Consider the following 18,233-nt stretch of genomic DNA (forward strand, 5'->3'; position numbering starts at 1 on the left):
CGCACGCAATCGGCAAGCGGCGTTGCAGCGGAGAAGGCTGCGCCCTAAAGCTGGGGCATGGCGTCACCTCCGTTCGATCCTGCCGATGCGGCATGGCTGCCCCACCGCCTTGTCGAAGGCAGCGATGCGGTACGCTTTGCCCATGTGCCGCGCGCCGCGCACGAAGCCATGGCGTTTCTGACGGACGATGGCTTCACCGCGCATTTCGGCGCGATGCCGCCGCAAGTGGATATGCCCGCCGCGCAGCTGCTTGCTGGCATCGGCAAACGCCCGCTTGGCCTGCTGTTTCACTCCGCCTTCTGCGGCTCCACCCTGCTGACCCGCGCGCTGGCCGAGCCGGGGACGGCGATGGGCCTGTCAGAGCCGGTGATCCTCAACGATGTGGTGGGGATGCGCAGCCGGGGCGCGCCGCCTGCCGCCGTGGCCCGCGCCGCCGATCTCGCGCTGCGCCTGCTCGCGCGGCCCTTCGCGCCCGGTGAAGGCGTGGTGATCAAGCCGTCCAACTTGCTCAACCCTTTCGCCGAACTGCTCATGGCGCTCGCCCCCGATGCGCGCGCGCTGTTCCTCTATGCCCCGCTCGAAACGTTCCTCGTCTCGGTGGTGCGCAAGGGCCTGCCTTGCCGCCTGTGGGTGCGCGAATTGATGGAGGGCTATCTGCGCGCCGGGATCATCGCGCCGCTCCGGATCACCCCGGAGGATGTGTTCCGCCAGAGCGACCTGCAAGTCGCGGCCACCGGCTGGCTGGCGCAGCACCGCCTGTTTGCAGCCTTGGCGCAGCGGCTTGGCCCGGCGCGGCTGCGCACGCTGACGTCGGAACAGCTCACTGGCGATCCCGCCCGCACGATTGCCGCAGCGGCTGCGCACTACGGCCTCATGCTGTCTCCGGAAACCATCGCGCGGATTGCCGCCGGACCCGCTTTCACGCGCCATTCCAAATCCGGCGCGGCCTTCACGCCCGAGCAGCGCCGCACCGAATACGCCGAAGCGCGCGGCGCGCATGCGGAGGAAATCGACATGGTCTGTGCATGGGCACGCCAAGTAGCAGCGCAGGCGGGCATCGCAATGGACGCGCCGGTTGCACTGCTTCAGCCCGCGTAGCCGAGCTTTTCGATCCACGGCGCGAGGATCGGCATAACCGGTTCGAGGTACGCCGCGTAAGGCTCCCACTGCCGCGTGCCATCATAGAGCCCGCGCCGCACCTGCCGCGCGCTGGCTGTGGAAACGCCGCGTGCACGCGCCGTGCGGTCGAAGCGCTTCAGTTCCTCCGTCCAATCCAGCCCGATAAACCGGCAAATCCCCTGCGTGGTCGCATCGAAATCCTGCACCATGCGGTGATAGGGCACTTCATGGACAGCCAGTGGCAACTTCGCCAGCGCCGCTTCGGTGAGGCGCATCAGCGCGTCATAGTGCCGCGCCGCGCCTTCCAGCGTGGTGAAATCCATCGCCGCATTGGTCAGCGCAAAGCTGGTGCGAAAGCAGCTCCACACCACATCGCGCGGATCGCGCCGCACGAGCAGGACTTTGGCATCGGGGAACAGCCGGGCAATCAGCGGCAGGCGGATCGACTTGAGCGGGTCCATGTCGATCAGCATGACCCCCGCCGGATCGCGACCCATCGCCTGCCCGGCGCGCTGCCAATAGGCATGGCGATACGGCGCAAGGCCCGCATCATCGAGCCGTGACAGCTGCGCAAGGCCATCCGGCTCGGCCAGAAACGCGAGATCGGCCTCACGCAACGTCGGGATTTCCTCGATTGCGGCGGTGCCGGGAAGCGAGGCCAGCACGTTTTCCAGCAAGGTGTTGCCGCTGCGGGGATAGCCCAGCACGAAAATGGGCTGGGGCGATCCGGGCGGGGCCGGGGCAGGCCATGGCGAACAATCCAGCGCAGTGAGTTGCGTGGTTATGCCATCGATGAAGTCGCGGTGCGGCGGCCTTCCGGCAAAAGTCGCGGCGTGAAGCGCGGCGAAATCAGCCTTGGCCCGGACGTATGCCTTATGCGCAGCGGCGGCATCGCGCAGGCGGTGGCAGGCATCGCCGAGCACGTGGAGCAATTCCATCCGCTCGGGTGAGGGAGCGCCAAGCCGGGCCAGCGCAGGTTCGGCCAGATCGCGTGCGGTTTGCGCCGCACCTGCTTCAAGCTCGATAGTTGCCAGCGCGGATAGCGCGGGGATGTTCGCGGGATCGGCGGCCAGCGCAGCGCGGGCGTGAACACGCCCGGCTTCGGCTTCGCCATCGCGCGCGGCGATAGCGCCGAGGCCCGCGTGTGCGGCAGGATGCCCCGGTGCCCGCGCCAGCACTTCGGCATAGCAGCGCTTCGCCTCGTCCATTACGCCGCCTGCGGCCATGACATAGGCGCGCTCCAGCCAGGCTTCGGCATAGCCGGGCGCGGCGGCAATCGCGGCATCACAGCGCAGCGCGGCATCGCGCAGGCGTCCGGCGGCGCGGTGCAGCCCGGCAAGGCCGACCATCGCTTCCACCTCGCGCGGGTTCAGTTGCAGCGCGCGTTCGAACAGCTTGGCAGCTTCGGCATGATCGCCCGCCACGGCGCGGTGCCAGCCCAGCGTGGTGCAGTCCGCCGCCGTGCCGCGCCCGGCTTGCAGCGCTGCCGCAGCTGCACGCGCGGCGGTTTCCAGATCGATGGCCATGCCCATGCCATCCCCCGCACCGGCAGCAAGGTCAACACCTCTCGATGAACCCCGCGCGCACAAAAAAGGGGCGGGCATTGCTGCCCGCCCCCCTTTTTGGCGTTCGATCCGAAAGGATCAGAACTTGACGCGAGCGCCGACCGCGAAACGGCGACCCAGCGCGTCATACGACGACGGGTAGGTGTTGCCGCTGTTGAAGCTGGTCGAACCGATCGTGTTGCCGACGATCGGCGGCTTCGTGTTGAACAGGTTCTGCACCGTGACGGTGAAGGTGACCTGCTCGACGTTGAAGCGCGTCGTCACGTCGAGGTAGTCGTAGGCGTAGATCTTGCCGAAGTTGACCTGCTGACCGCTGAACACGCCGCTACCTGCGGGGATCGTGCCCTTGAACGCGCGCGGCGTGCAGGTTTCGACAGCATTGCAAGGCTCATACTGCGCACCCGACTGGTGACGCCACATGAACGACAGGTCCGTACCGCCCTTGAAGGTGAACGTGTTCTGCACCGACCAGTTGCGCTTCGGCTGGATCGAGCCGGTGAACGAGCAGTTCACCGAGTAGAAGCCAACGCATTCGCGATCGAACGCGGTCGGGGTGGCCTTGAACTTGGAGTGGAACGTCTGGTTCCACACGGCGTTCATCGACCACTTCACCGAGCCGATCGGGCGGCTGTAGTTCACGATCACGTCAAGACCATCAGTGAACAGACGGCCCTGGTTCGAGAGACCGCCGAACAGACCCTTGGTCGTCGCCGGGCTGCCGTCGAGACCACCGGTCGCCGGATCGCGGCGGATGTTGGTGCAAGCAGGATCCGTGGCGCTGGCTGCGGTCTGGTTGCCGAAGCAAGCGCTGATAAGGTCGGCCGGCAGCGGCGTACCGATCTGATCGGTCACGGTGATGTTGTAGTAGTCCACCGAGGCCGAGAAGCCAGGCAGGAAGGGCAGGCCCTGAACCACCGCACCGATGGTGTAAGTCGTGGCCTTTTCCGGCTTCAGGTTGATGTTGCCGCCCGAAGTGATGTTGGCCTGAGCCGCCGTCGGGTTGAGGATCTTGCCGATCGAGTTGGCGGGAGCACCCTGCGCAAGGCAGATTGCCTTCAGGGTTGCGTTGGTCAGCGGCGCCGCGCCAGCGCAAGGATCCTGCGCCAGGTTGGTCAGGCCCACGCTGTTGGGCGTGAACAGTTCGGCGATGTTCGGGGCACGAACGGCGCGCGAATAGTTACCGCGGATCTTGAGCTGATCAACCGGCTCCCAGCTGCCACCGAACTTGTAGGTCCAGGTGTCGAACGCATCGCCGCCGCCACGAACCTTGTAGCGCGAATAGCGAACGCCGCCTTCGACCGTCAGGCTCTTGAACATCGGCTTGTCGGTGACCAGCGGCGCAACGAGTTCGCCGTAGCCTTCCCACACGCTGTAGGCACCGTTGATATCCGGCGAAGCGCCGCCAGCGCCGCCGAGTTCGCCCGGGGTCTTGCGCAGCGTGTCGGAGATCTGGCTGGCCTGATACTTGCGGTATTCCGCACCGACCGCGAAGCCGATGGGCTCGCTGGCGGTGGGGACGGTCAGGCCGAAGTCACCCGAAAGCAGGCCGCGAACCTGCAGCAGCGAGGTCTTGTTGACCGTGCTGGCAGGCGAGAGCGTGCCGGCAGCCATCGCCGGGGTGATCGAACCGGCAGGGCCGAAGATGTTGATCGGCACGCAGCCGTCGTTCCCGCTGAGGCAGGCGTCCTTGCTGGTCGCCAGCAGGGCATCCTGCACGCGCGACTTGAGCACGTAGCCGGTCACCGTTTCGTTACGATCGCTTTCGCCGTAGCTGCCGCGAACGTCCCAGTTCACCGTCTTCGTCAGCGCGCCGCGGAAGCCGAGCGAGTAGTCGAACACGTTGGTGGTGTAGGTCGAGTTGCGGGTGCCGGTTTCGACGAAACGGCGGCGCACCACGGTGTTGAAGGTCTTGTAGTTCGGATCGGTCGGGTCCGTGGCAGCGCGGGCCGCAACGCAGTCCGCCGACGACAGGCCGTTGGCATCGCAGAACTGGCCAGCAGCGCCGGCCGGAAGGAACGGGTTGCTGTAGGGGATCGTCATGCTCTCGGCGAAAAGACCCGACGGCGCGATGATGGTGTCGACGGTGTTCTTCGAGAACAGGCCGCGCGTGTAAACTTCAACAGCGTCCGAGAGCTGGTAGTTCGCCTGAGCGAAGATGTTGAAGCGCTTGAACGGCGTCTGGAAGATATTGTACGGGTTGAAGTTGAAAGCATTGAAGCCCGCAGCTGCCGGCTTCAGCAGGCCGGTGTTCGGATCGATCTGACGGTTTTCACCGTTGAGCGAGAAGCGCGACGGAGCCGTCGTACCCGAACCACCAGCAGTGCCCGAGAAGCTGTCGAGCTGGACGTTCGAGAAATCGCGGTCACCCTGATAGACGGGGTTCGACTTCTGGTAGCCGATGCTCAGCACCGCGTTGCCGCGGCCATCGTCGAAGTTGACGCCGGTGGTGACGTCGGCACGGAAGTAGTTGCCGTCGCCCTGCTCGGTGAGCTGGTTCGACACGGCGATATCGACGCCCGCGAAGTCCTTCTTGGTGATGAAGTTGACAACGCCGGTGATGGCGTCCGCACCGTAGGTGGTCACGGCCGCACCGGTCAGCGCGTCAACGCGGCTGATCAGGGCGAGCGGGATGTTGTTGAGGTCGACGCGGCCCTGAAGGTCGGCCGGGACGAGGCGCTGGCCATCGAGCAGCACGATATTGCGGTTGGAACCGAGGCCGCGAAGATCGACGTAGGTCGAACCGGTCGCGCCGTTGTTCACCGCCGAACCGATGTTCGGCACGATGCCGGGAACGGTGCGCAGAACTTCTTCGGCGGTGTTCGACTGCTTGAGGGCAATCTGGTCAGCCGTGGTCACGTTGACCGGCGTGGCCTGCACCAGGTTGGGGTTGCGGATGAGGCTGCCGGTGACGACGATCGCGGTGGGCTCGTTCGTTTCAGTGGCGGCATCAGCCTGCGGAGCGGCAGCCTGCGCGAACGCAGGAGCGGAAACGAGTGCAAGCGCGACAGCGAAAGGCGCGGCACCGGCCTTCAGCGCGGCGTTGTTGATGGTCTTCACGTGTCCAGTCCCTTCAATGGGCAGCCCGGAGCCCCGATGGGGCCTGCAGGCTGCCGGAAGATGTCCCTCTCACCGCAATGCTTCTCGCCCGGTCTGTGCCGGGCATGACAGATGGCACGCGATATCCGAGGAACGATGGGGCCTACTGGTAGATTTTGCCTAGTTCTTGGAAGGATGTTCTTCGGGCAAGGCACAAAACGTCGCTGCCATGTGGCGTGATTGCAACACTCTGTGAATTGGCGGCAACGCGCAGGAAACGTGGCAGGGCCCCTATCGGAAGTCATAAATTACATCCGGAACGGCCTAGCGACAATTTTTTGCGCATTACCCCCATTGCGGGGAAAGAAATGTGCGCAAGGCCGGAAAATCAACGTTCCGAGGCGGCAAACAACCTTGGGTCGAGCCTGCGGCCCTGCCATGTCAGCGCCCAGTGCAAGTGCGGCCCCGTCGCGCGGCCCGTCATGCCGACGCGGCCGACAAGCTGGCCTTGCACGACGGTGTCACCCTCTTGCACCAGTAGCTGTGAGCAATGGAGAAAGGCCGATGTCAGCCCCATGCCATGATCGAGGATCAGTAGGTGCCCTTCGAGCGTGAACGGGGCGTCGCTGGCGGCAAGGGTGACGACACCATCAGCGGGCGCGCGAATCTCCGCGCCCGCCGGTGCGGCGAGATCAATGCCCGAATGATACGCGCCCGGCTCGCCCCGATAGATGCGCTGCGATCCGAACTCACCCGAAATGCGCCCGGCTGATGGCCAGATCATCGCCTGCCGCCAGCCGCCCGCGTTGCTGCCCAGCCGCCGCGCCGCGCCGATCCGCGCCAGCTCCGCGGCGCGCCGCAGCTTGAATTCGGCATCGGGCAGTTTACCGGGGCGCTTGGCCACGTTGATCGATTCGATGCGCCAGGCGCGCGGTGCGATGGCCAGCTCGGTTGAAAGCGAAAACCCGTCCGCTGCCGTCACCGCGAGCGCAAGATTGGCGGGGGCATCACGGTCGAACGCGGCAAAGAACCCGCCGTCCGGTGCGAGCGCCAGCGCGGTCCCGCCGAGCGTTACCGAGCGCGTGCCAACAGGCGCGACACCGCGCAGCCAGCCGCCTTGGGTCAACTTGCCGCGATATTGAACGCCGCCGACTGTTGCACTGGCTGGCGCAAGTGCGGGTTCTGGCTTGGGCGCTTCACGCGGCGGCGGGGGAGGGGGCGGAGCAGGCGTCGCCGCCGGTCCCTGGCTCGCGCCGCAAGCCCCCAGCACCGCAATCGCCGCCAGCGCGCCGCGCAGCGCCGCGCCAGCCGGTGACATGCCGCCGCGCTTCATTCCCCGCCAAGCAGGCGGCGCGTCGCGATTTCAGCGCTGGCGTAGGCCTCCTGCCGCTCCACGCTCCAGTAGCGCAGCATTTCGAGACCGATACGCGCGCCGCTGACCGCGCAGAGCACATGATCGCCCGCGCCGGTCTGGCGGAAGTGGCTGGGCAGGTAGTGAAGGCGCGCAAGGCGATTGGCAGAGTTCATCAGCATGGGGGCAATCTAGTGCGTCATGCCGCTCAAAGCAATTTTGGCTGCACATCGCCCGGTGCGGGGCCCGGCGCAGGCGCGCGCGATTTTGGCACAGGGCGGGGCGCAGCCGCGCCCGGCGGCGCGACATCGAGCACGCCATCGCCGAATTCGAGATGAAGCAGCCCGGCCTTTTCCGCCGCCACACGGGAGCGCACGAGGTGCCCGCCTGCATCGGTGACCAGCACATAGCCGCGCCGCAGCGGCGCCTTGGGATCGAGCGAGCGGCGCACCCGGTCAAGCGCCGCAAGCTCTCCACGCGCCGAATCGAGCCGGTTCAGGACCAGCGCGGGCCGCAGCCGCTGCGCCGCCAGCCGTTCGCGCCCCTGCCGCAGCCGCGCATCGAGCACGGCGGGGCGGAGCCCTGCAGCGCGCTGGGCCAGTTGCGCCCCCGCCAGCCCGGTGCGGTGCACCAGCGCGCGCCGCAGCCGCTCGCCCAGATCATCAAGCCGCTGGGCTTGCCCCTGAAGCAAGGCCTGCGGTTCGGGCAAACGCCGGGCGCGCTGCTCCAGCCGTTCGCGCGAAAGACTGAGCAGCCGCACCACTGCGCGCTGTTGGCGGGCGTGGAAATCTGCGAGGCCCGCGATCAGTTCGCCGCGCACCGGCACGGCAATCTCCGCCGCCGCCGTCGGCGTTGGGGCGCGCACATCCGCTGCGAAATCGGCCAGCGTGGTATCGGTCTCGTGTCCCACCGCGCTGATGGTCGGGATCGTGGAGGCGGCGATTGCGCGCACCACGTCCTCGTCGTTGAAGCACCACAAGTCTTCGATCGAGCCGCCCCCGCGTGCCACGATCACGAGGTCGGGCCGGGGAACTGCGCCGCCCGGCGCAATGGCGGAAAAGCCCCGCACCGCCGCCGCAATCTGTGCCGCCGCGCCCGGCCCCTGCACCAGCACCGGCCAGACCACGACATGGGTGGGAAACCGGTCGCGCAGCCGGTGCAGGATATCGCGAATCACCGCGCCGGTGGGCGAAGTGACGACACCGATCACGCGCGGCAGATAGGGCAGGGGCCGCTTGCGCGAGGGGGCAAACAACCCTTCCGCCTCCAGCCGCGCCTTGGTCTTCGCCAGAAGCGCAAGCAGCGCGCCTTCACCGGCGATCTCCATCCGCTCGATCACGATCTGGTAATTCGACCGGCCGGGATAAGTCGTGAGCTTGCCGGTCGCGATGACTTCGAGGCCGTCTTCGGGCTGAAAACCCAGCCGCTGCGCCCCGCCGCGCCACATGATCCCGTCGAGCCGCGCGTTCTCATCCTTGAGGCTCAGGTAGAGGTGCCCCGAAGCCGCCCGCTTCACGCCCGAAAGCTCGCCGCGCACGCGCACGAAACCGAAGCGATCTTCCACCGTGCGCTTGAGCAACTGGGAAATCTCGCTGATCGAAAGCGCCGGGGCGTTGTCGCCCGCCGTCTGTGCGGCTAACAGCCCGCCATTCTGATCATCACGGTAAGGCGGCGTCTCTGGCATGAATATCCTGCTCATCGGTTCGGGCGGCCGCGAACATGCGCTGGCGTGGAAGCTGGCGCAATCGCCGCGTTGCACCACGCTGTGGGCTTCGCCGGGGAACCCGGGAATTGCCGACGTGATTGCCGCAAGGGGAGGGCAGGGTGGCTGCGTGGCGCTGGCGCTTACCGATCACGGTGCTATCGCCGCCTTCTGCGCTGAGCACGACATCGGGCTCGTCGTCGTCGGCCCCGAAGCGCCGCTGGTGGACGGCCTTGCCGATTCGCTGCGTGCTGCGGGCATCGCGGTGTTCGGGCCGGGCAAGGCCGCCGCGCAGCTTGAAGGCTCCAAGGGCTTCACCAAGGACCTGTGCACCCGCGCCGGTATCCCCACCGCAGGCTATGTCCGCGCGAAAAGCGCTGCCGAGGCGCACGCCGCGCTGGCGCAGTTCTCGCTCCCCGTTGTCATCAAGGCCGATGGCCTTGCCGCTGGCAAGGGCGTGGTGATCCCCCAGACCGCCGAGGAAGCCGCCGCGACGGTGGACGACATGTTCGGCGGCGCGTTCGGCGGGGCCGGGGCAGAAGTGGTGATCGAGGAGTTCCTTGAAGGCGAGGAAGTGAGCCTCTTCGCCATCACGGATGGCAGCGCAATCGTGGCGTTCGGCTCTGCTCAGGATCACAAGCGCGTGGGCGAGGGCGATACTGGCCCCAACACCGGCGGCATGGGCGCCTACAGCCCCGCACCGGTGCTGACCGCCGAGCTGGAAGCCCGCGCGATGGCCGAGATCATCGCGCCGACCGTGACGGCTATGGCCGAGGCCGGAATGCCCTATTCCGGCGTGCTGTTTGCAGGCCTGATGCTGACGGCGGATGGCCCCAAGCTGATCGAATACAACTGCCGCTTCGGCGATCCCGAATGCCAGGTGCTGATGATGCGGCTGGAAAGCGATCTGGTCGACTTGCTCGACGCATGCGCGCGCGGTGAACTCGCCGGGGCTGCGGCACCCACGCTATCGACCGAAAGCGCGATGACGGTGGTAGTCGCGGCGAAGGGTTATCCTGCAACGCCCGTGAGTGGCGGCGCGATCGCCAATGTCGCAGTTGCCGAAGCGGCTGGCGCGAAAGTTTTCCACGCGGGCACAGCAAATGCCGCGGATGGCACGCTGGTTGCCAAGGGCGGCCGGGTGCTCAACGTGACGGCCACGGGCGCGAGCCTGCAGGCAGCGCGCGACCGCGCTTATGCCGCGCTGTCGGAAATCAGCTATGCGGATGGCTTCTGGCGCGGTGATATCGGCTGGCGCGAGCTGGCGCGCCAATCCGACCTTAGCTGAGGCGCTGCGCCACCAGCGCGGCAAGGTCCGCCTCGGGCCGCGCGCCATAGTGCGAGATGACTTCCGCCGCGCAGATCGCGCCGAGCTTGAGGCATTCGGCAAGGCTGTTGCCGCGCACATGGCCGAACAGGAACCCGGCGGCGAACAGATCGCCCGCACCGGTCGTGTCGATCACGCGCTCCACCGGTTCGGCGGGTACGTGGACATGTTCGCCGTGCGCCACCGCATGGGCGCCGTTTTCGCTGCGCGTCACCACCAGCACCGGCACCTTGGGCGCAAGCTGCGCGATCCCGGCCTCGAAATCGTCCTCGCCGGTCAGCGCGGCCAGTTCATGCTCGTTGGCAAACAGGATATCGATTTCGCCAGCATCGATCAGCGCGCGGAAATCATCGCCGTGGCGTGCAATCACGAAACCATCGGACAGCGTGAAGGCCACTTGCCGTCCGGCTGCGCGCGCGGCCTCGATGGCGCGGCGCATCGCCCGCCGGGGCTCTTCCGGATCCCACAGATAGCCTTCGAGATAGAGCACCGAAGATTCGGCGATCACGCTCTCGTCCAGCGCAGTGGCGGGGAGGAACTGCGAGGCACCGAGATAGGTGTTCATGGTGCGCTGGCCATCGGGCGTCACGAAGATCAGGCAGCGCGCGGTTGCGGGGTCTTCGCCCCGCGCCGGGGTGGCGAAATCGATCCCGCCCGCGCGGATATCGTGCGCGAAAACCTCGCCCAGCTGGTCGTCCGCAACCTGCCCGATGAACGCGCACTTCGCCCCCAGCGCCGCCAGCCCGGCGAGCGTGTTCGCCGCCGAACCACCGGAAATCTCACGCGCCGGACCCATCGCTTCATAGAGTTCGTGCGCGCGCGCGGTGTCGATCAGCGTCATCCCGCCCTTGGCGAGGCCCAGCCGGGCAATAGCATCCTCGGCAGCCGGAGCCATGACATCGACGATGGCATTGCCAATGGCGATCACATCGAAACGGGCAGGGGCGGGGCTCATCCGGAAACTCCAAGCAGAATTAGTCTGGGGCCGTAGCGGGCGCGGCAGCATGGTGCAACGCCGCGCTGCGCCGCAGCACACTGCGTTGACAGCGCGCGGCGCAGCGGCGATTCACCGCTGCCATGAGCCCGCGTCACCTGCTTGCCCTTCCCGCGCTGCTTGCGCTCGCCGCCTGCGGTGGCAGCACCGAAGCGGTGCGCCCGCTGCCAGCACCGCCCGCGCCAAGGATGGTTCGCCCCGCGCCGCCGCCCGCGATCCAGACGCAGCGCCCCAAGGCCCACCTGCAAACGCTGCCCGGGCTTGAAGGGGTGATCGGCGCCGATGCCGATGCGCTCACCCGCCAGTTCGGGGTGCCCCGGCTCGATGTGCGCGAAGGCGATGCGCGCAAACTGCAGTGGAGCGGCGGCCCCTGCGTGCTCGACGCCTATCTCTATCCCCCGGAAGGCAGTGGCCGACCGATCGCCACGTTTGTCGATGCACGGCGCGGGGATGGCCGCGATGTCGATCGTGCAGCCTGCGTCGCGGCGCTCAGGAAGACGCGCTGACCGCGCAGGACGGCGCGTCCGGCAGCACGGTCCAGGGCGCAAAAGCCGCCACACCTTGCAGCGAAACATCAGCCAGCGTGTAGCGGTCCAGCACGGCGAGAAACGCCTCCAAAGCCTCCGCCAGAACGCTGCTCAGCGCGCAATCGGCCCGCAGCGCGCACGTGGCGCAATCGGCAAGGCGCAGGCCCTTTTCCAGCTGGCGCACCGCTTCACCCACGGTGATCGCGCTCGCCTCGCGGGCCAGCGCAATGCCGCCGCTGCGCCCGCGCTGTGAAACGGCGAGGCCAGCCGAAACCAGCGCCTGCGCTACTTTGGCGACATGGTGATAACTCAGCCCTTGCTGCGCGGAAAACGCGGGCAGGCTGATCGAGCCGCCCTGTCTGGCGAGAACGATCAGCAGGCGCAGGCCAAAATCGGTGTGCTGGGTGAGTTGCATGATGCCCGGCAGACTCCATTTTTCGCTTGCCCAAATCAAGCAAATTAAATACCGGTATTTTCAATACTGGATTGGAGAGACCCCATGCGCACCGCTTCCGAACATGCCCGCACCATCGTCAAAGCCACCGCACCGGTGATCGAGAAGCACGGGGTGGACATCACCACCGCGATGTACAAGCGCCTGTTCCAGAACGATGACGTGAAGGCGATGTTCGATTCAGCCGCGCAGGAAAGCGGCGAACAGCCGCGCCGCCTCGCCAATGCGATCCTCGCCTATGCGAAGAACATCGATCATCTTGAGAACCTTGGCAGCGCCGTCACGCGCATGGTCAAGCGCCATGTCGAAACCGGCGTGCACGCTGAACATTATCCCTATGTCGCCGAAGCGCTGCTGCCTGCGATTCGCGATGTGCTGGGCGCGGACGTCGCCACCGACGAAGTGCTCGCCGCCTGGGGCGAGGCTTACTGGATGCTCGCCGATATCCTGATCGCCGCCGAGGCCGAGGCTTACGAAGCCGCGGCCTGAGCGGACCGGACTGCCTGCCGCGCGCCCCCTTCTGGCGCGGCAGGCAGTCCGATAATCCTTATTCTGGAGCGAAGGTGATCTCGGCATGGGCGCGCAGGCGCTCGACCAGCGCTTCGCCCAGCAAGGCCCCCGGCGTGGCAATCGCGCCCTCGGCCTCGCACGAAAGCAATGCGATCCCGGTCTCGGCCAACATGCGGCTGGTCGAGCCATAACCCGGATCGTAGCGGCCCTTCACGCCGTAGCGAATCTCGCGCCCGTCAGCCATTTCGCCCACGAACAGCACATCATAGTGCCCGTTAAGCCGCTCATCAGTGGTCGGTCCTTCGCCGGGCTTGGGATCGTTCGGCCCGCCGATCATCGGCGTCTTGGCGATATGCTCGGCAATCGCCTGCCCCTGCTCGCCCGGCCCGGTCAGCACCATCTCGTCATAGACGAAGTCCGCGCCATAAGGGTGCCCGCGCAGGAAATTGGTGCGGTGGACGTTCTTGGTGTTGATCACCGCCATGATGAACGGCGCGGCCCAGCTGCCGGTGGCGTCATCAAGGAACGGCTTGTCGCCCGCAGGCTGCGCCGGACCTTCAAACCCGGGCGTAAGGCCGAACGGGCTCTGCATGATCGGAATCAGTGAAGGATTCGCGCCCAGCGCCTTGAGCGTCGCGCCAAGGCTGGCCGCCGTGCCGCCCGAGAAGCCGCCGACCATCGCCCGCACGCGGCACTTCACCCGCGGAGCCGGTGCTCCGAAGCGCGCCTTGGCTTCCTGCTGCAGCATGTAGACGCCCAGATCGAAGGGAATCGAATCGAAGCCCGACGAGAACGCAACCCGCGCGCCGGTCTGCTTCGCCTGCTCATGCAGCGCATCGACCATCTGGCGCATCCACACCGGCTCGCCGCAGAGGTCGGCGTAGTCCGTGCCCGCCGCCACGCAGGCGCGCAGCACCGGCTCGCCATAGAGCTGATACGGGCCGACGGTGGTCACGACCACGCGGGTCTGCTCGGCCATTGCGGCGAGGCTGGCGGGATCGGACGAATCGGCCACGACCAGCGGCGTATCGGCAGGCGCGCCGATCAGATCACGCACTTCCGCCAGCTTTTCCGCGCTGCGCCCGGCCATCGCCCAGCGCGGGCCATCTTGGCCGTAGTGGTGCGCAAGATACTCAGCCACCAGCCGCCCGGTGTACCCGGTTGCGCCATAGACGATGATGTCGAAGGGCCGTTCGGCCTTGCTCGTTGCCATTTCTCTCTCCCGTTTTTTTGTTTTCAGAGCTTCGGAGTCACAGCTTCGGCAATGTCACCCCGCGCTGGCCCATGTATTTGCCTGCGCGGTCGGCATAGCTCACCTCGCACGGCTCGTTCCCTTGCAGGAACAGGAACTGGCACGCCCCTTCGTTGGCATAGATCTTGGCGGGCAGCGGCGTGGTGTTGGAAAACTCCAGCGTTACGTGGCCTTCCCAGCCCGGCTCCAGCGGGGTCACGTTCACGATGATCCCGCAGCGCGCATACGTCGATTTGCCAAGGCATATGACAAGCACATCGCGCGGCACGCGGAAGTATTCCACCGTCCGCGCCAGCGCGAAGGAATTGGGCGGGATCACGCAGACATTGGTCTTGCGGTCCACGAACGAGTTCGAATCGAAATCCTTGGGATCGACCACCGACGAATCAATGTTGGTGAAGATCTTGAACTCGTCCGCCACCCGCGCGTCATAGCCATAGGACGAGAGGCCATAGGAAATGCAGTTTTCGCGCCGCTGGCTCTCCACGAACGGCTCGATCATGCCGTGTTCCATGGCCTGCGTGCGGATCCATTTGTCGGAAAGAATGGCCAATGCGGCGCTCCGGTCTGTTGGAAAGGGAAGGAAAAGGTTCAGGCCAGATTGGCCGGTCCGAAGGCATGGGGCAAGAGGGCCGAAAGCGCCACCTCGGTGAACCTGCTTGTCGCCACGCCGATCACAACGGGATCAGTGCCGCCCAGCGCAGCCAATTCATGCAGCATCTGGCGGCAGCGCCCGCACGGCATGACCGGCTCGGCGCCAAGCACCACATCGCCCGCCGCATCGGTCCGCCCGCCCGCAATCGCGATGGCCACCAGCCCGCCGCGCCGCCCTTCGCCCATCGCCTTAGCCGCCGCACTGGCCTCCGCGCAGAGCGAAAGGCCATAGCTCGCGTTCTCGACATTGGCTGCCGCCACCACCGCGCCATCGGCAAACAGCAAGGCCGCGCCCACGTGAAAGCCGGAATAAGGCGCATAGGCCAGCTTCGCGGCGGCCCGCGCCGCTTCAGCCAGCTCTGCTGCTTGCGCGATCACCGATGCACCGCCACCCAGCGCACCGGGCCTGCCATGCCAGACAAGCGCAGCCGCGATGTCGCGGTCCACATCACCCAGGGCCGCCCGGCATAGCTCGGCTCCAGAAAATCGCCCGCCAGCCAGAGGTTGCGATCAACCCGCCCGGCCAGATGGTAGTGCGCCTCGAAACTGCGCGAAAGCATCAGCATCGCGGGCCGCTCGGTGTGCTTCTCGATCTGGTTGAGGAACGTCGTCAGCTCGCTCTGCATCGCCGCTTCGCCCGGCGGCTCAGGGCAGGATCGCGAATCGAGATCGAGCGCCACGGCCGGGGGGAGCATCGCTTCATCGCGCGGCACCAGCGTGACGAAATCGGCGGCCTGCCCGTCCGCCGGGGCGCACAGATCATAGACATGGACCGCGCCCACCTGCAGACCCGCCTTGCGCGCCGCCTCAAGCGACGGACTGAAGGCAGCATCGCGCCGCCCGGCCCCTTCGCTGGCCGTCAGATATACGAAATCGGCCCCATGCGCCTTGAGCATGGACCAATCGACCGCCCCATCATGCACATCGAGCCACGCACCCTGCACCGGGAAGCGCGCGCGATCCGGCTCCCACTGGCGCGACGCAGCCCAGGCAAAGGCTGCCGCCGCCGCAAGCAGCAGCACGGCCACAACGATCCACACGCGCCGCCGCGCTGGCTTGCGGGAGCTGTTCACGATGCCTTGCCCAGCTTTGCGGATCATCCCCTGATGTGCAGCACGCAGATCAGGGTAAACAGCCGCCGCGCCGTGGCGAAATCGGTCTCGATCTTGCCCTCCAGCCGCTCCAGCAGCAGCTCGGCCGCTTCGTTGTGGACCCCGCGCCGGGCCATGTCGATCGTCTCGATCTCCTGCGCGGTCGCGCGGCGGATCGCCTGGTAGTACGAATCGCAGATCGCGAAATAATCGCGGATCGGGCGGCGGAACCGCCCGAGGCCCAGCACGATGGTCTCCAGCGGAGCGCCATCATCCGCTGCAATCGCCAGCGCCAGCCGCCCGTCATCCACCGAGAGCTTGAGGCGATAAGGCCCTTCAAAGCCAGCGGCTGCCGCGCGCACCGGGCGGAACGTGTTCTCCTCGATCAGATCGAAGATCGCGATGCGGCGTTCCTGCTCGATATCGGCATTGCGCCACACGATCGTCGCCTCGTCGAGCTCGATATGCGAAATGCGCGGGTCTGCCATGGCGGCCAGTGTCTTGCAGACGGCTTCCGCGCGGGCAAGCCATTTGCGCGGGCTATCGCAGTTCCCTCCCCGCTATCCACAGGCACCGTTGCATGTGTGCCGCTTGCCGCCCGCCCCCCGCTCGGCCACAAGCACGCCATGTCCAATGTTCAGCCGATCCCGCTGCGGGAGCCCGAATCGGGCGCCGCGCCCGCCGCCGCGCTTCCCTCGAACGTCGAGGCAGAGGCCGCGTTTCTTGGCGCGGTACTGATCGACAACCGCATTCTGGAAGAGCTGCCCACGCCGCTGCGGCCAGAGCATTTCCATGCCGCTGTCCATGGCCGCGTGTTCGAACGCATCCTCGCGCTGATCGACCGCAAGGCCGTGGTCACGCCGGTCACGCTCAAGCCCTATTTCGAGGCGGACGAAGGCCTCAAGGAACTGGGCGGCACGGCCTATCTCGCGCGGCTCACCGCCGATGGGCAGGGCTTGCTCGCCCCGCGCGAATTGGCCGAACAGATCTATGATCTGGCGCTGCTGCGCGAACTCATCACCGTTGGCCGCAATCTCGTCTCGGGCGCGATGGACACGAGCGAGGCCGTCGCGCCGCTCAAGCAGATCGAACAGGCCGAAGCAGCGCTCTATGCCGTCGCGGAAGGCGCGCAGACCGGCAACGAGGCGCAGAGCTTCGGCGTCGCCACCCGCGCCTCGCTGGAAATGATCGAAAAGGCGCTGCTTTCGGGCGGCCATATCTCGGGCAAGACCACCGGCCTGACCTCGCTCAACGAGAAGATCGGCGGCCTTCACGACAGCGATCTCATCATCCTTGCCGGACGCCCGGGCATGGGCAAGACCTCGCTCGTCACCAATATCGCGTTCAACGCGGCGGACCGGCTGCGCCGCGACATGGCGGATGGGATCAGCCTCAAGGATTCAGTCGGCGCGGGCGTTGCGTTCTTCAGCCTCGAAATGAGCGCGGACCAGCTCGCCACCCGTATCCTCGCCGAACAATCGGGCATCAGTTCCGAAGCGCTGCGCATGGGCCGCATCAGCCGCGAGGATTTCCAGCAGCTCTCGTTCGCCAGCCAGCGCCTTGCCGAACTGCCGCTCTTTATCGACGATACGCCTGCGCTGACCATCGGCGCGCTGCGCACCCGCGCCCGCCGCCTGAAGCGCCGCCACGATATCGGGCTGATCGTGGTAGACTATCTCCAGCTGCTGCAAGGCTCGGGCCGCGCCAGCGACAACCGCGTCAACGAAATCTCGGAAATCAGCCGCGGCCTGAAAACGTTGGCCAAGGAACTGGCTGTCCCCGTGATCGCGCTCTCGCAGCTCAGCCGCGCGGTCGAACAGCGCGACGACAAGCGCCCGATGCTCTCGGACTTGCGCGAATCGGGCTCGATCGAGCAGGACGCGGACATGGTGTGGTTCGTGTTCCGCGAGGATTACTACGTCGCCGCCAAGGAACCCAAAGTCCCGCAAGGCACGGACGACGCCAAAACACAGGAAGCCCACGCCGCGTGGCAGGCCGAAATGGAGCGCGTTTTCGGTCTGGCAGAGCTGATCGTGGCGAAGCAGCGCCACGGCTCGACCGGCAAGGTACGCATGAAGTTCGAGGCCCGAATTACCCGCTTCAGCGACCTCGCGCCCGATCACATGGCTTATGGCTATGATGATGAGTGATTCACGAAACCCGCATTTTCTTGACTTTCGGGCAGGTCGGCCCTAGCTCGCCGCTCTTCCATCCATTCCTGTATTCACGGAGTGCCCCATGGCGCGCGTTACCGTCGAAGATTGCGTCGACAAGATCCCCAACCGCTTCGATCTCGTGCTGCTCGCGGCAGAGCGCGCCCGCGCGATCTCCGGCGGTGCGGAACTCACCGTCGACCGCGACCGTGACAAGAACCCGGTCGTCGCCCTGCGCGAAATCGCGGAGTCGACGGTACGCCCCGCCGTGCTGCAGGAAAACCTGATCCAGTCGCTCCAGCGCGTGCTGCCGGATGATGACGATCAGGTCGACGAGATCGGCTCGCTCTCGCAGTCTGCCGAAGCGCTGCGCATCACGGCTGCTGCCCCGGTGCGCAATACCTCGCTCGGCGCCGATTACGACGGCTGACAGCTGAACATCTGCCCCCCTCCTCACCGCAGGAGGGGGATAAAGCCCGAAAGGCCGCTTGCACCCCG

18 protein-coding genes are annotated in these 18,233 nt (G+C 66.6%); 6 read left to right on the forward strand and 12 right to left on the reverse strand.

The window, feature by feature from the left end; all coding sequences use genetic code 11:
- Positions 1-57 precede the first annotated feature (57 nt).
- On the forward strand, positions 58-1,098 hold the full coding sequence (locus tag CFE35_RS04480) for a hypothetical protein (RefSeq protein WP_292928350.1): 1,041 nt from the start codon (positions 58-60) through the stop codon (positions 1,096-1,098).
- Here the strand turns inward: CFE35_RS04480 and CFE35_RS04485 are convergent.
- The 5 genes from CFE35_RS04485 to xseA form a co-directional block, all read right to left on the reverse strand.
- The gene (locus CFE35_RS04485; RefSeq protein WP_292928352.1) at positions 1,086-2,645 is read right to left on the reverse strand and encodes a tetratricopeptide repeat-containing sulfotransferase family protein; all 1,560 of its coding nucleotides are present in this window, start codon (positions 2,643-2,645) and stop codon (positions 1,086-1,088) included. The two genes, CFE35_RS04480 and CFE35_RS04485, sit on opposite strands and share 13 nt — an antisense overlap.
- Before the next feature lie 117 nt (positions 2,646-2,762).
- Positions 2,763-5,741, reverse strand: coding sequence for a TonB-dependent receptor (locus CFE35_RS04490; RefSeq protein WP_292928354.1), 2,979 nt, complete (start codon positions 5,739-5,741; stop codon positions 2,763-2,765).
- Positions 5,742-6,108: 367 nt separating this feature from the next.
- Positions 6,109-7,038: a M23 family metallopeptidase gene (locus CFE35_RS04495; RefSeq protein ID WP_292928356.1), complete on the reverse strand. Its 930-nt coding sequence runs from the start codon at positions 7,036-7,038 to the stop codon at positions 6,109-6,111.
- A gap of 11 nt (positions 7,039-7,049) precedes the next feature.
- Positions 7,050-7,253 carry a DUF2093 domain-containing protein gene (locus CFE35_RS04500; protein ID WP_292928358.1) on the reverse strand — a complete coding sequence of 68 codons (204 nt, stop codon included), beginning with the start codon at positions 7,251-7,253 and terminating at the stop codon, positions 7,050-7,052.
- Positions 7,254-7,279: 26 nt separating this feature from the next.
- Complete coding sequence (gene xseA, locus CFE35_RS04505; protein WP_292928360.1) at positions 7,280-8,770, reverse strand: exodeoxyribonuclease VII large subunit; 1,491 nt, start codon at positions 8,768-8,770, stop codon at positions 7,280-7,282.
- Between xseA and purD the strand changes: the two genes are divergently transcribed.
- Positions 8,754-10,061, forward strand: a complete 1,308-nt coding sequence (purD, locus tag CFE35_RS04510) for a phosphoribosylamine--glycine ligase (RefSeq protein ID WP_292928362.1) — start codon at positions 8,754-8,756, stop codon at positions 10,059-10,061. The genes xseA and purD overlap by 17 nt on opposite strands.
- Here purD and CFE35_RS04515 read toward each other — a convergent pair.
- Entirely contained in the window at positions 10,054-11,055 is a 1,002-nt protein-coding gene (locus CFE35_RS04515; protein ID WP_292928364.1) for an adenosine kinase, read from the reverse strand. The two genes, purD and CFE35_RS04515, sit on opposite strands and share 8 nt — an antisense overlap.
- A gap of 122 nt (positions 11,056-11,177) precedes the next feature.
- On the opposite strand from CFE35_RS04515, the gene CFE35_RS04520 reads away from it, so the two are divergent.
- Positions 11,178-11,600 carry a hypothetical protein gene (locus tag CFE35_RS04520; RefSeq protein WP_292928366.1) on the forward strand — a complete coding sequence of 141 codons (423 nt, stop codon included), beginning with the start codon at positions 11,178-11,180 and terminating at the stop codon, positions 11,598-11,600.
- Here CFE35_RS04520 and CFE35_RS04525 read toward each other — a convergent pair.
- Positions 11,584-12,036, reverse strand: a complete 453-nt coding sequence (locus CFE35_RS04525; protein WP_292928368.1) for an Rrf2 family transcriptional regulator — start codon at positions 12,034-12,036, stop codon at positions 11,584-11,586. The two genes, CFE35_RS04520 and CFE35_RS04525, sit on opposite strands and share 17 nt — an antisense overlap.
- A gap of 84 nt (positions 12,037-12,120) precedes the next feature.
- On the opposite strand from CFE35_RS04525, the gene CFE35_RS04530 reads away from it, so the two are divergent.
- Entirely contained in the window at positions 12,121-12,564 is a 444-nt protein-coding gene (locus tag CFE35_RS04530) for a globin domain-containing protein (protein ID WP_292928370.1), read from the forward strand.
- Positions 12,565-12,622: 58 nt separating this feature from the next.
- Here CFE35_RS04530 and CFE35_RS04535 read toward each other — a convergent pair whose 3' ends face one another.
- Genes CFE35_RS04535 through CFE35_RS04555 form a run of 5 tightly spaced genes read right to left on the reverse strand, consistent with a single transcriptional unit; the run spans position 12,623 to position 16,070 of the window.
- The gene (locus tag CFE35_RS04535; protein WP_292928372.1) at positions 12,623-13,798 is read right to left on the reverse strand and encodes a saccharopine dehydrogenase NADP-binding domain-containing protein; all 1,176 of its coding nucleotides are present in this window, start codon (positions 13,796-13,798) and stop codon (positions 12,623-12,625) included.
- Positions 13,799-13,835: 37 nt separating this feature from the next.
- Positions 13,836-14,390: a dCTP deaminase gene (dcd, locus tag CFE35_RS04540; RefSeq protein ID WP_292928374.1), complete on the reverse strand. Its 555-nt coding sequence runs from the start codon at positions 14,388-14,390 to the stop codon at positions 13,836-13,838.
- Between the two features lie 38 nt (positions 14,391-14,428).
- Positions 14,429-14,869, reverse strand: coding sequence for a cytidine deaminase (locus tag CFE35_RS04545; RefSeq protein WP_292928376.1), 441 nt, complete (start codon positions 14,867-14,869; stop codon positions 14,429-14,431).
- Positions 14,866-15,564 (reverse strand): glycoside hydrolase family 25 protein, encoded by a 699-nt coding sequence (locus tag CFE35_RS04550; protein WP_292928378.1) that lies wholly within the window; start codon positions 15,562-15,564, stop codon positions 14,866-14,868. The genes CFE35_RS04545 and CFE35_RS04550 overlap by 4 nt, the downstream gene beginning before the upstream one ends.
- Before the next feature lie 23 nt (positions 15,565-15,587).
- Positions 15,588-16,070, reverse strand: coding sequence for a UPF0262 family protein (locus CFE35_RS04555; protein ID WP_292928380.1), 483 nt, complete (start codon positions 16,068-16,070; stop codon positions 15,588-15,590).
- A gap of 138 nt (positions 16,071-16,208) precedes the next feature.
- On the opposite strand from CFE35_RS04555, the gene CFE35_RS04560 reads away from it, so the two are divergent.
- A complete protein-coding gene (locus CFE35_RS04560) occupies positions 16,209-17,732 on the forward strand; it encodes a replicative DNA helicase (RefSeq protein WP_292928382.1) in 1,524 nt (507 codons plus the stop codon).
- Positions 17,733-17,820: 88 nt separating this feature from the next.
- Positions 17,821-18,165 (forward strand): DNA-directed RNA polymerase subunit omega, encoded by a 345-nt coding sequence (rpoZ, locus tag CFE35_RS04565; protein WP_292928384.1) that lies wholly within the window; start codon positions 17,821-17,823, stop codon positions 18,163-18,165.
- Positions 18,166-18,233: the final 68 nt, after the last annotated feature.

The organism is Novosphingobium sp. PASSN1, from assembly GCF_002278815.1.

Bases quoted from the DNA above. Each gene is read 5' to 3' on its own strand.
- CFE35_RS04480 (WP_292928350.1), top strand. From the start codon at position 58: ATGGCGTCACCTCCGTTCGATCCTGCCGATGCGGCATGGCTGCCCCAC.
- CFE35_RS04485 (WP_292928352.1), bottom strand. From the start codon at position 2,645: ATGGCCATCGATCTGGAAACCGCCGCGCGTGCAGCTGCGGCAGCGCTG.
- CFE35_RS04495 (WP_292928356.1), bottom strand. From the start codon at position 7,038: ATGTCACCGGCTGGCGCGGCGCTGCGCGGCGCGCTGGCGGCGATTGCG.
- CFE35_RS04500 (WP_292928358.1), bottom strand. From the start codon at position 7,253: ATGCTGATGAACTCTGCCAATCGCCTTGCGCGCCTTCACTACCTGCCC.
- purD (WP_292928362.1), top strand. From the start codon at position 8,754: ATGAATATCCTGCTCATCGGTTCGGGCGGCCGCGAACATGCGCTGGCG.
- xseA (WP_292928360.1), bottom strand. From the start codon at position 8,770: ATGAGCAGGATATTCATGCCAGAGACGCCGCCTTACCGTGATGATCAG.
- CFE35_RS04515 (WP_292928364.1), bottom strand. From the start codon at position 11,055: ATGAGCCCCGCCCCTGCCCGTTTCGATGTGATCGCCATTGGCAATGCC.
- CFE35_RS04520 (WP_292928366.1), top strand. From the start codon at position 11,178: ATGAGCCCGCGTCACCTGCTTGCCCTTCCCGCGCTGCTTGCGCTCGCC.
- CFE35_RS04525 (WP_292928368.1), bottom strand. From the start codon at position 12,036: ATGCAACTCACCCAGCACACCGATTTTGGCCTGCGCCTGCTGATCGTT.
- CFE35_RS04530 (WP_292928370.1), top strand. From the start codon at position 12,121: ATGCGCACCGCTTCCGAACATGCCCGCACCATCGTCAAAGCCACCGCA.
- CFE35_RS04535 (WP_292928372.1), bottom strand. From the start codon at position 13,798: ATGGCAACGAGCAAGGCCGAACGGCCCTTCGACATCATCGTCTATGGC.
- CFE35_RS04555 (WP_292928380.1), bottom strand. From the start codon at position 16,070: ATGGCAGACCCGCGCATTTCGCATATCGAGCTCGACGAGGCGACGATC.
- CFE35_RS04560 (WP_292928382.1), top strand. From the start codon at position 16,209: ATGTCCAATGTTCAGCCGATCCCGCTGCGGGAGCCCGAATCGGGCGCC.
- rpoZ (WP_292928384.1), top strand. From the start codon at position 17,821: ATGGCGCGCGTTACCGTCGAAGATTGCGTCGACAAGATCCCCAACCGC.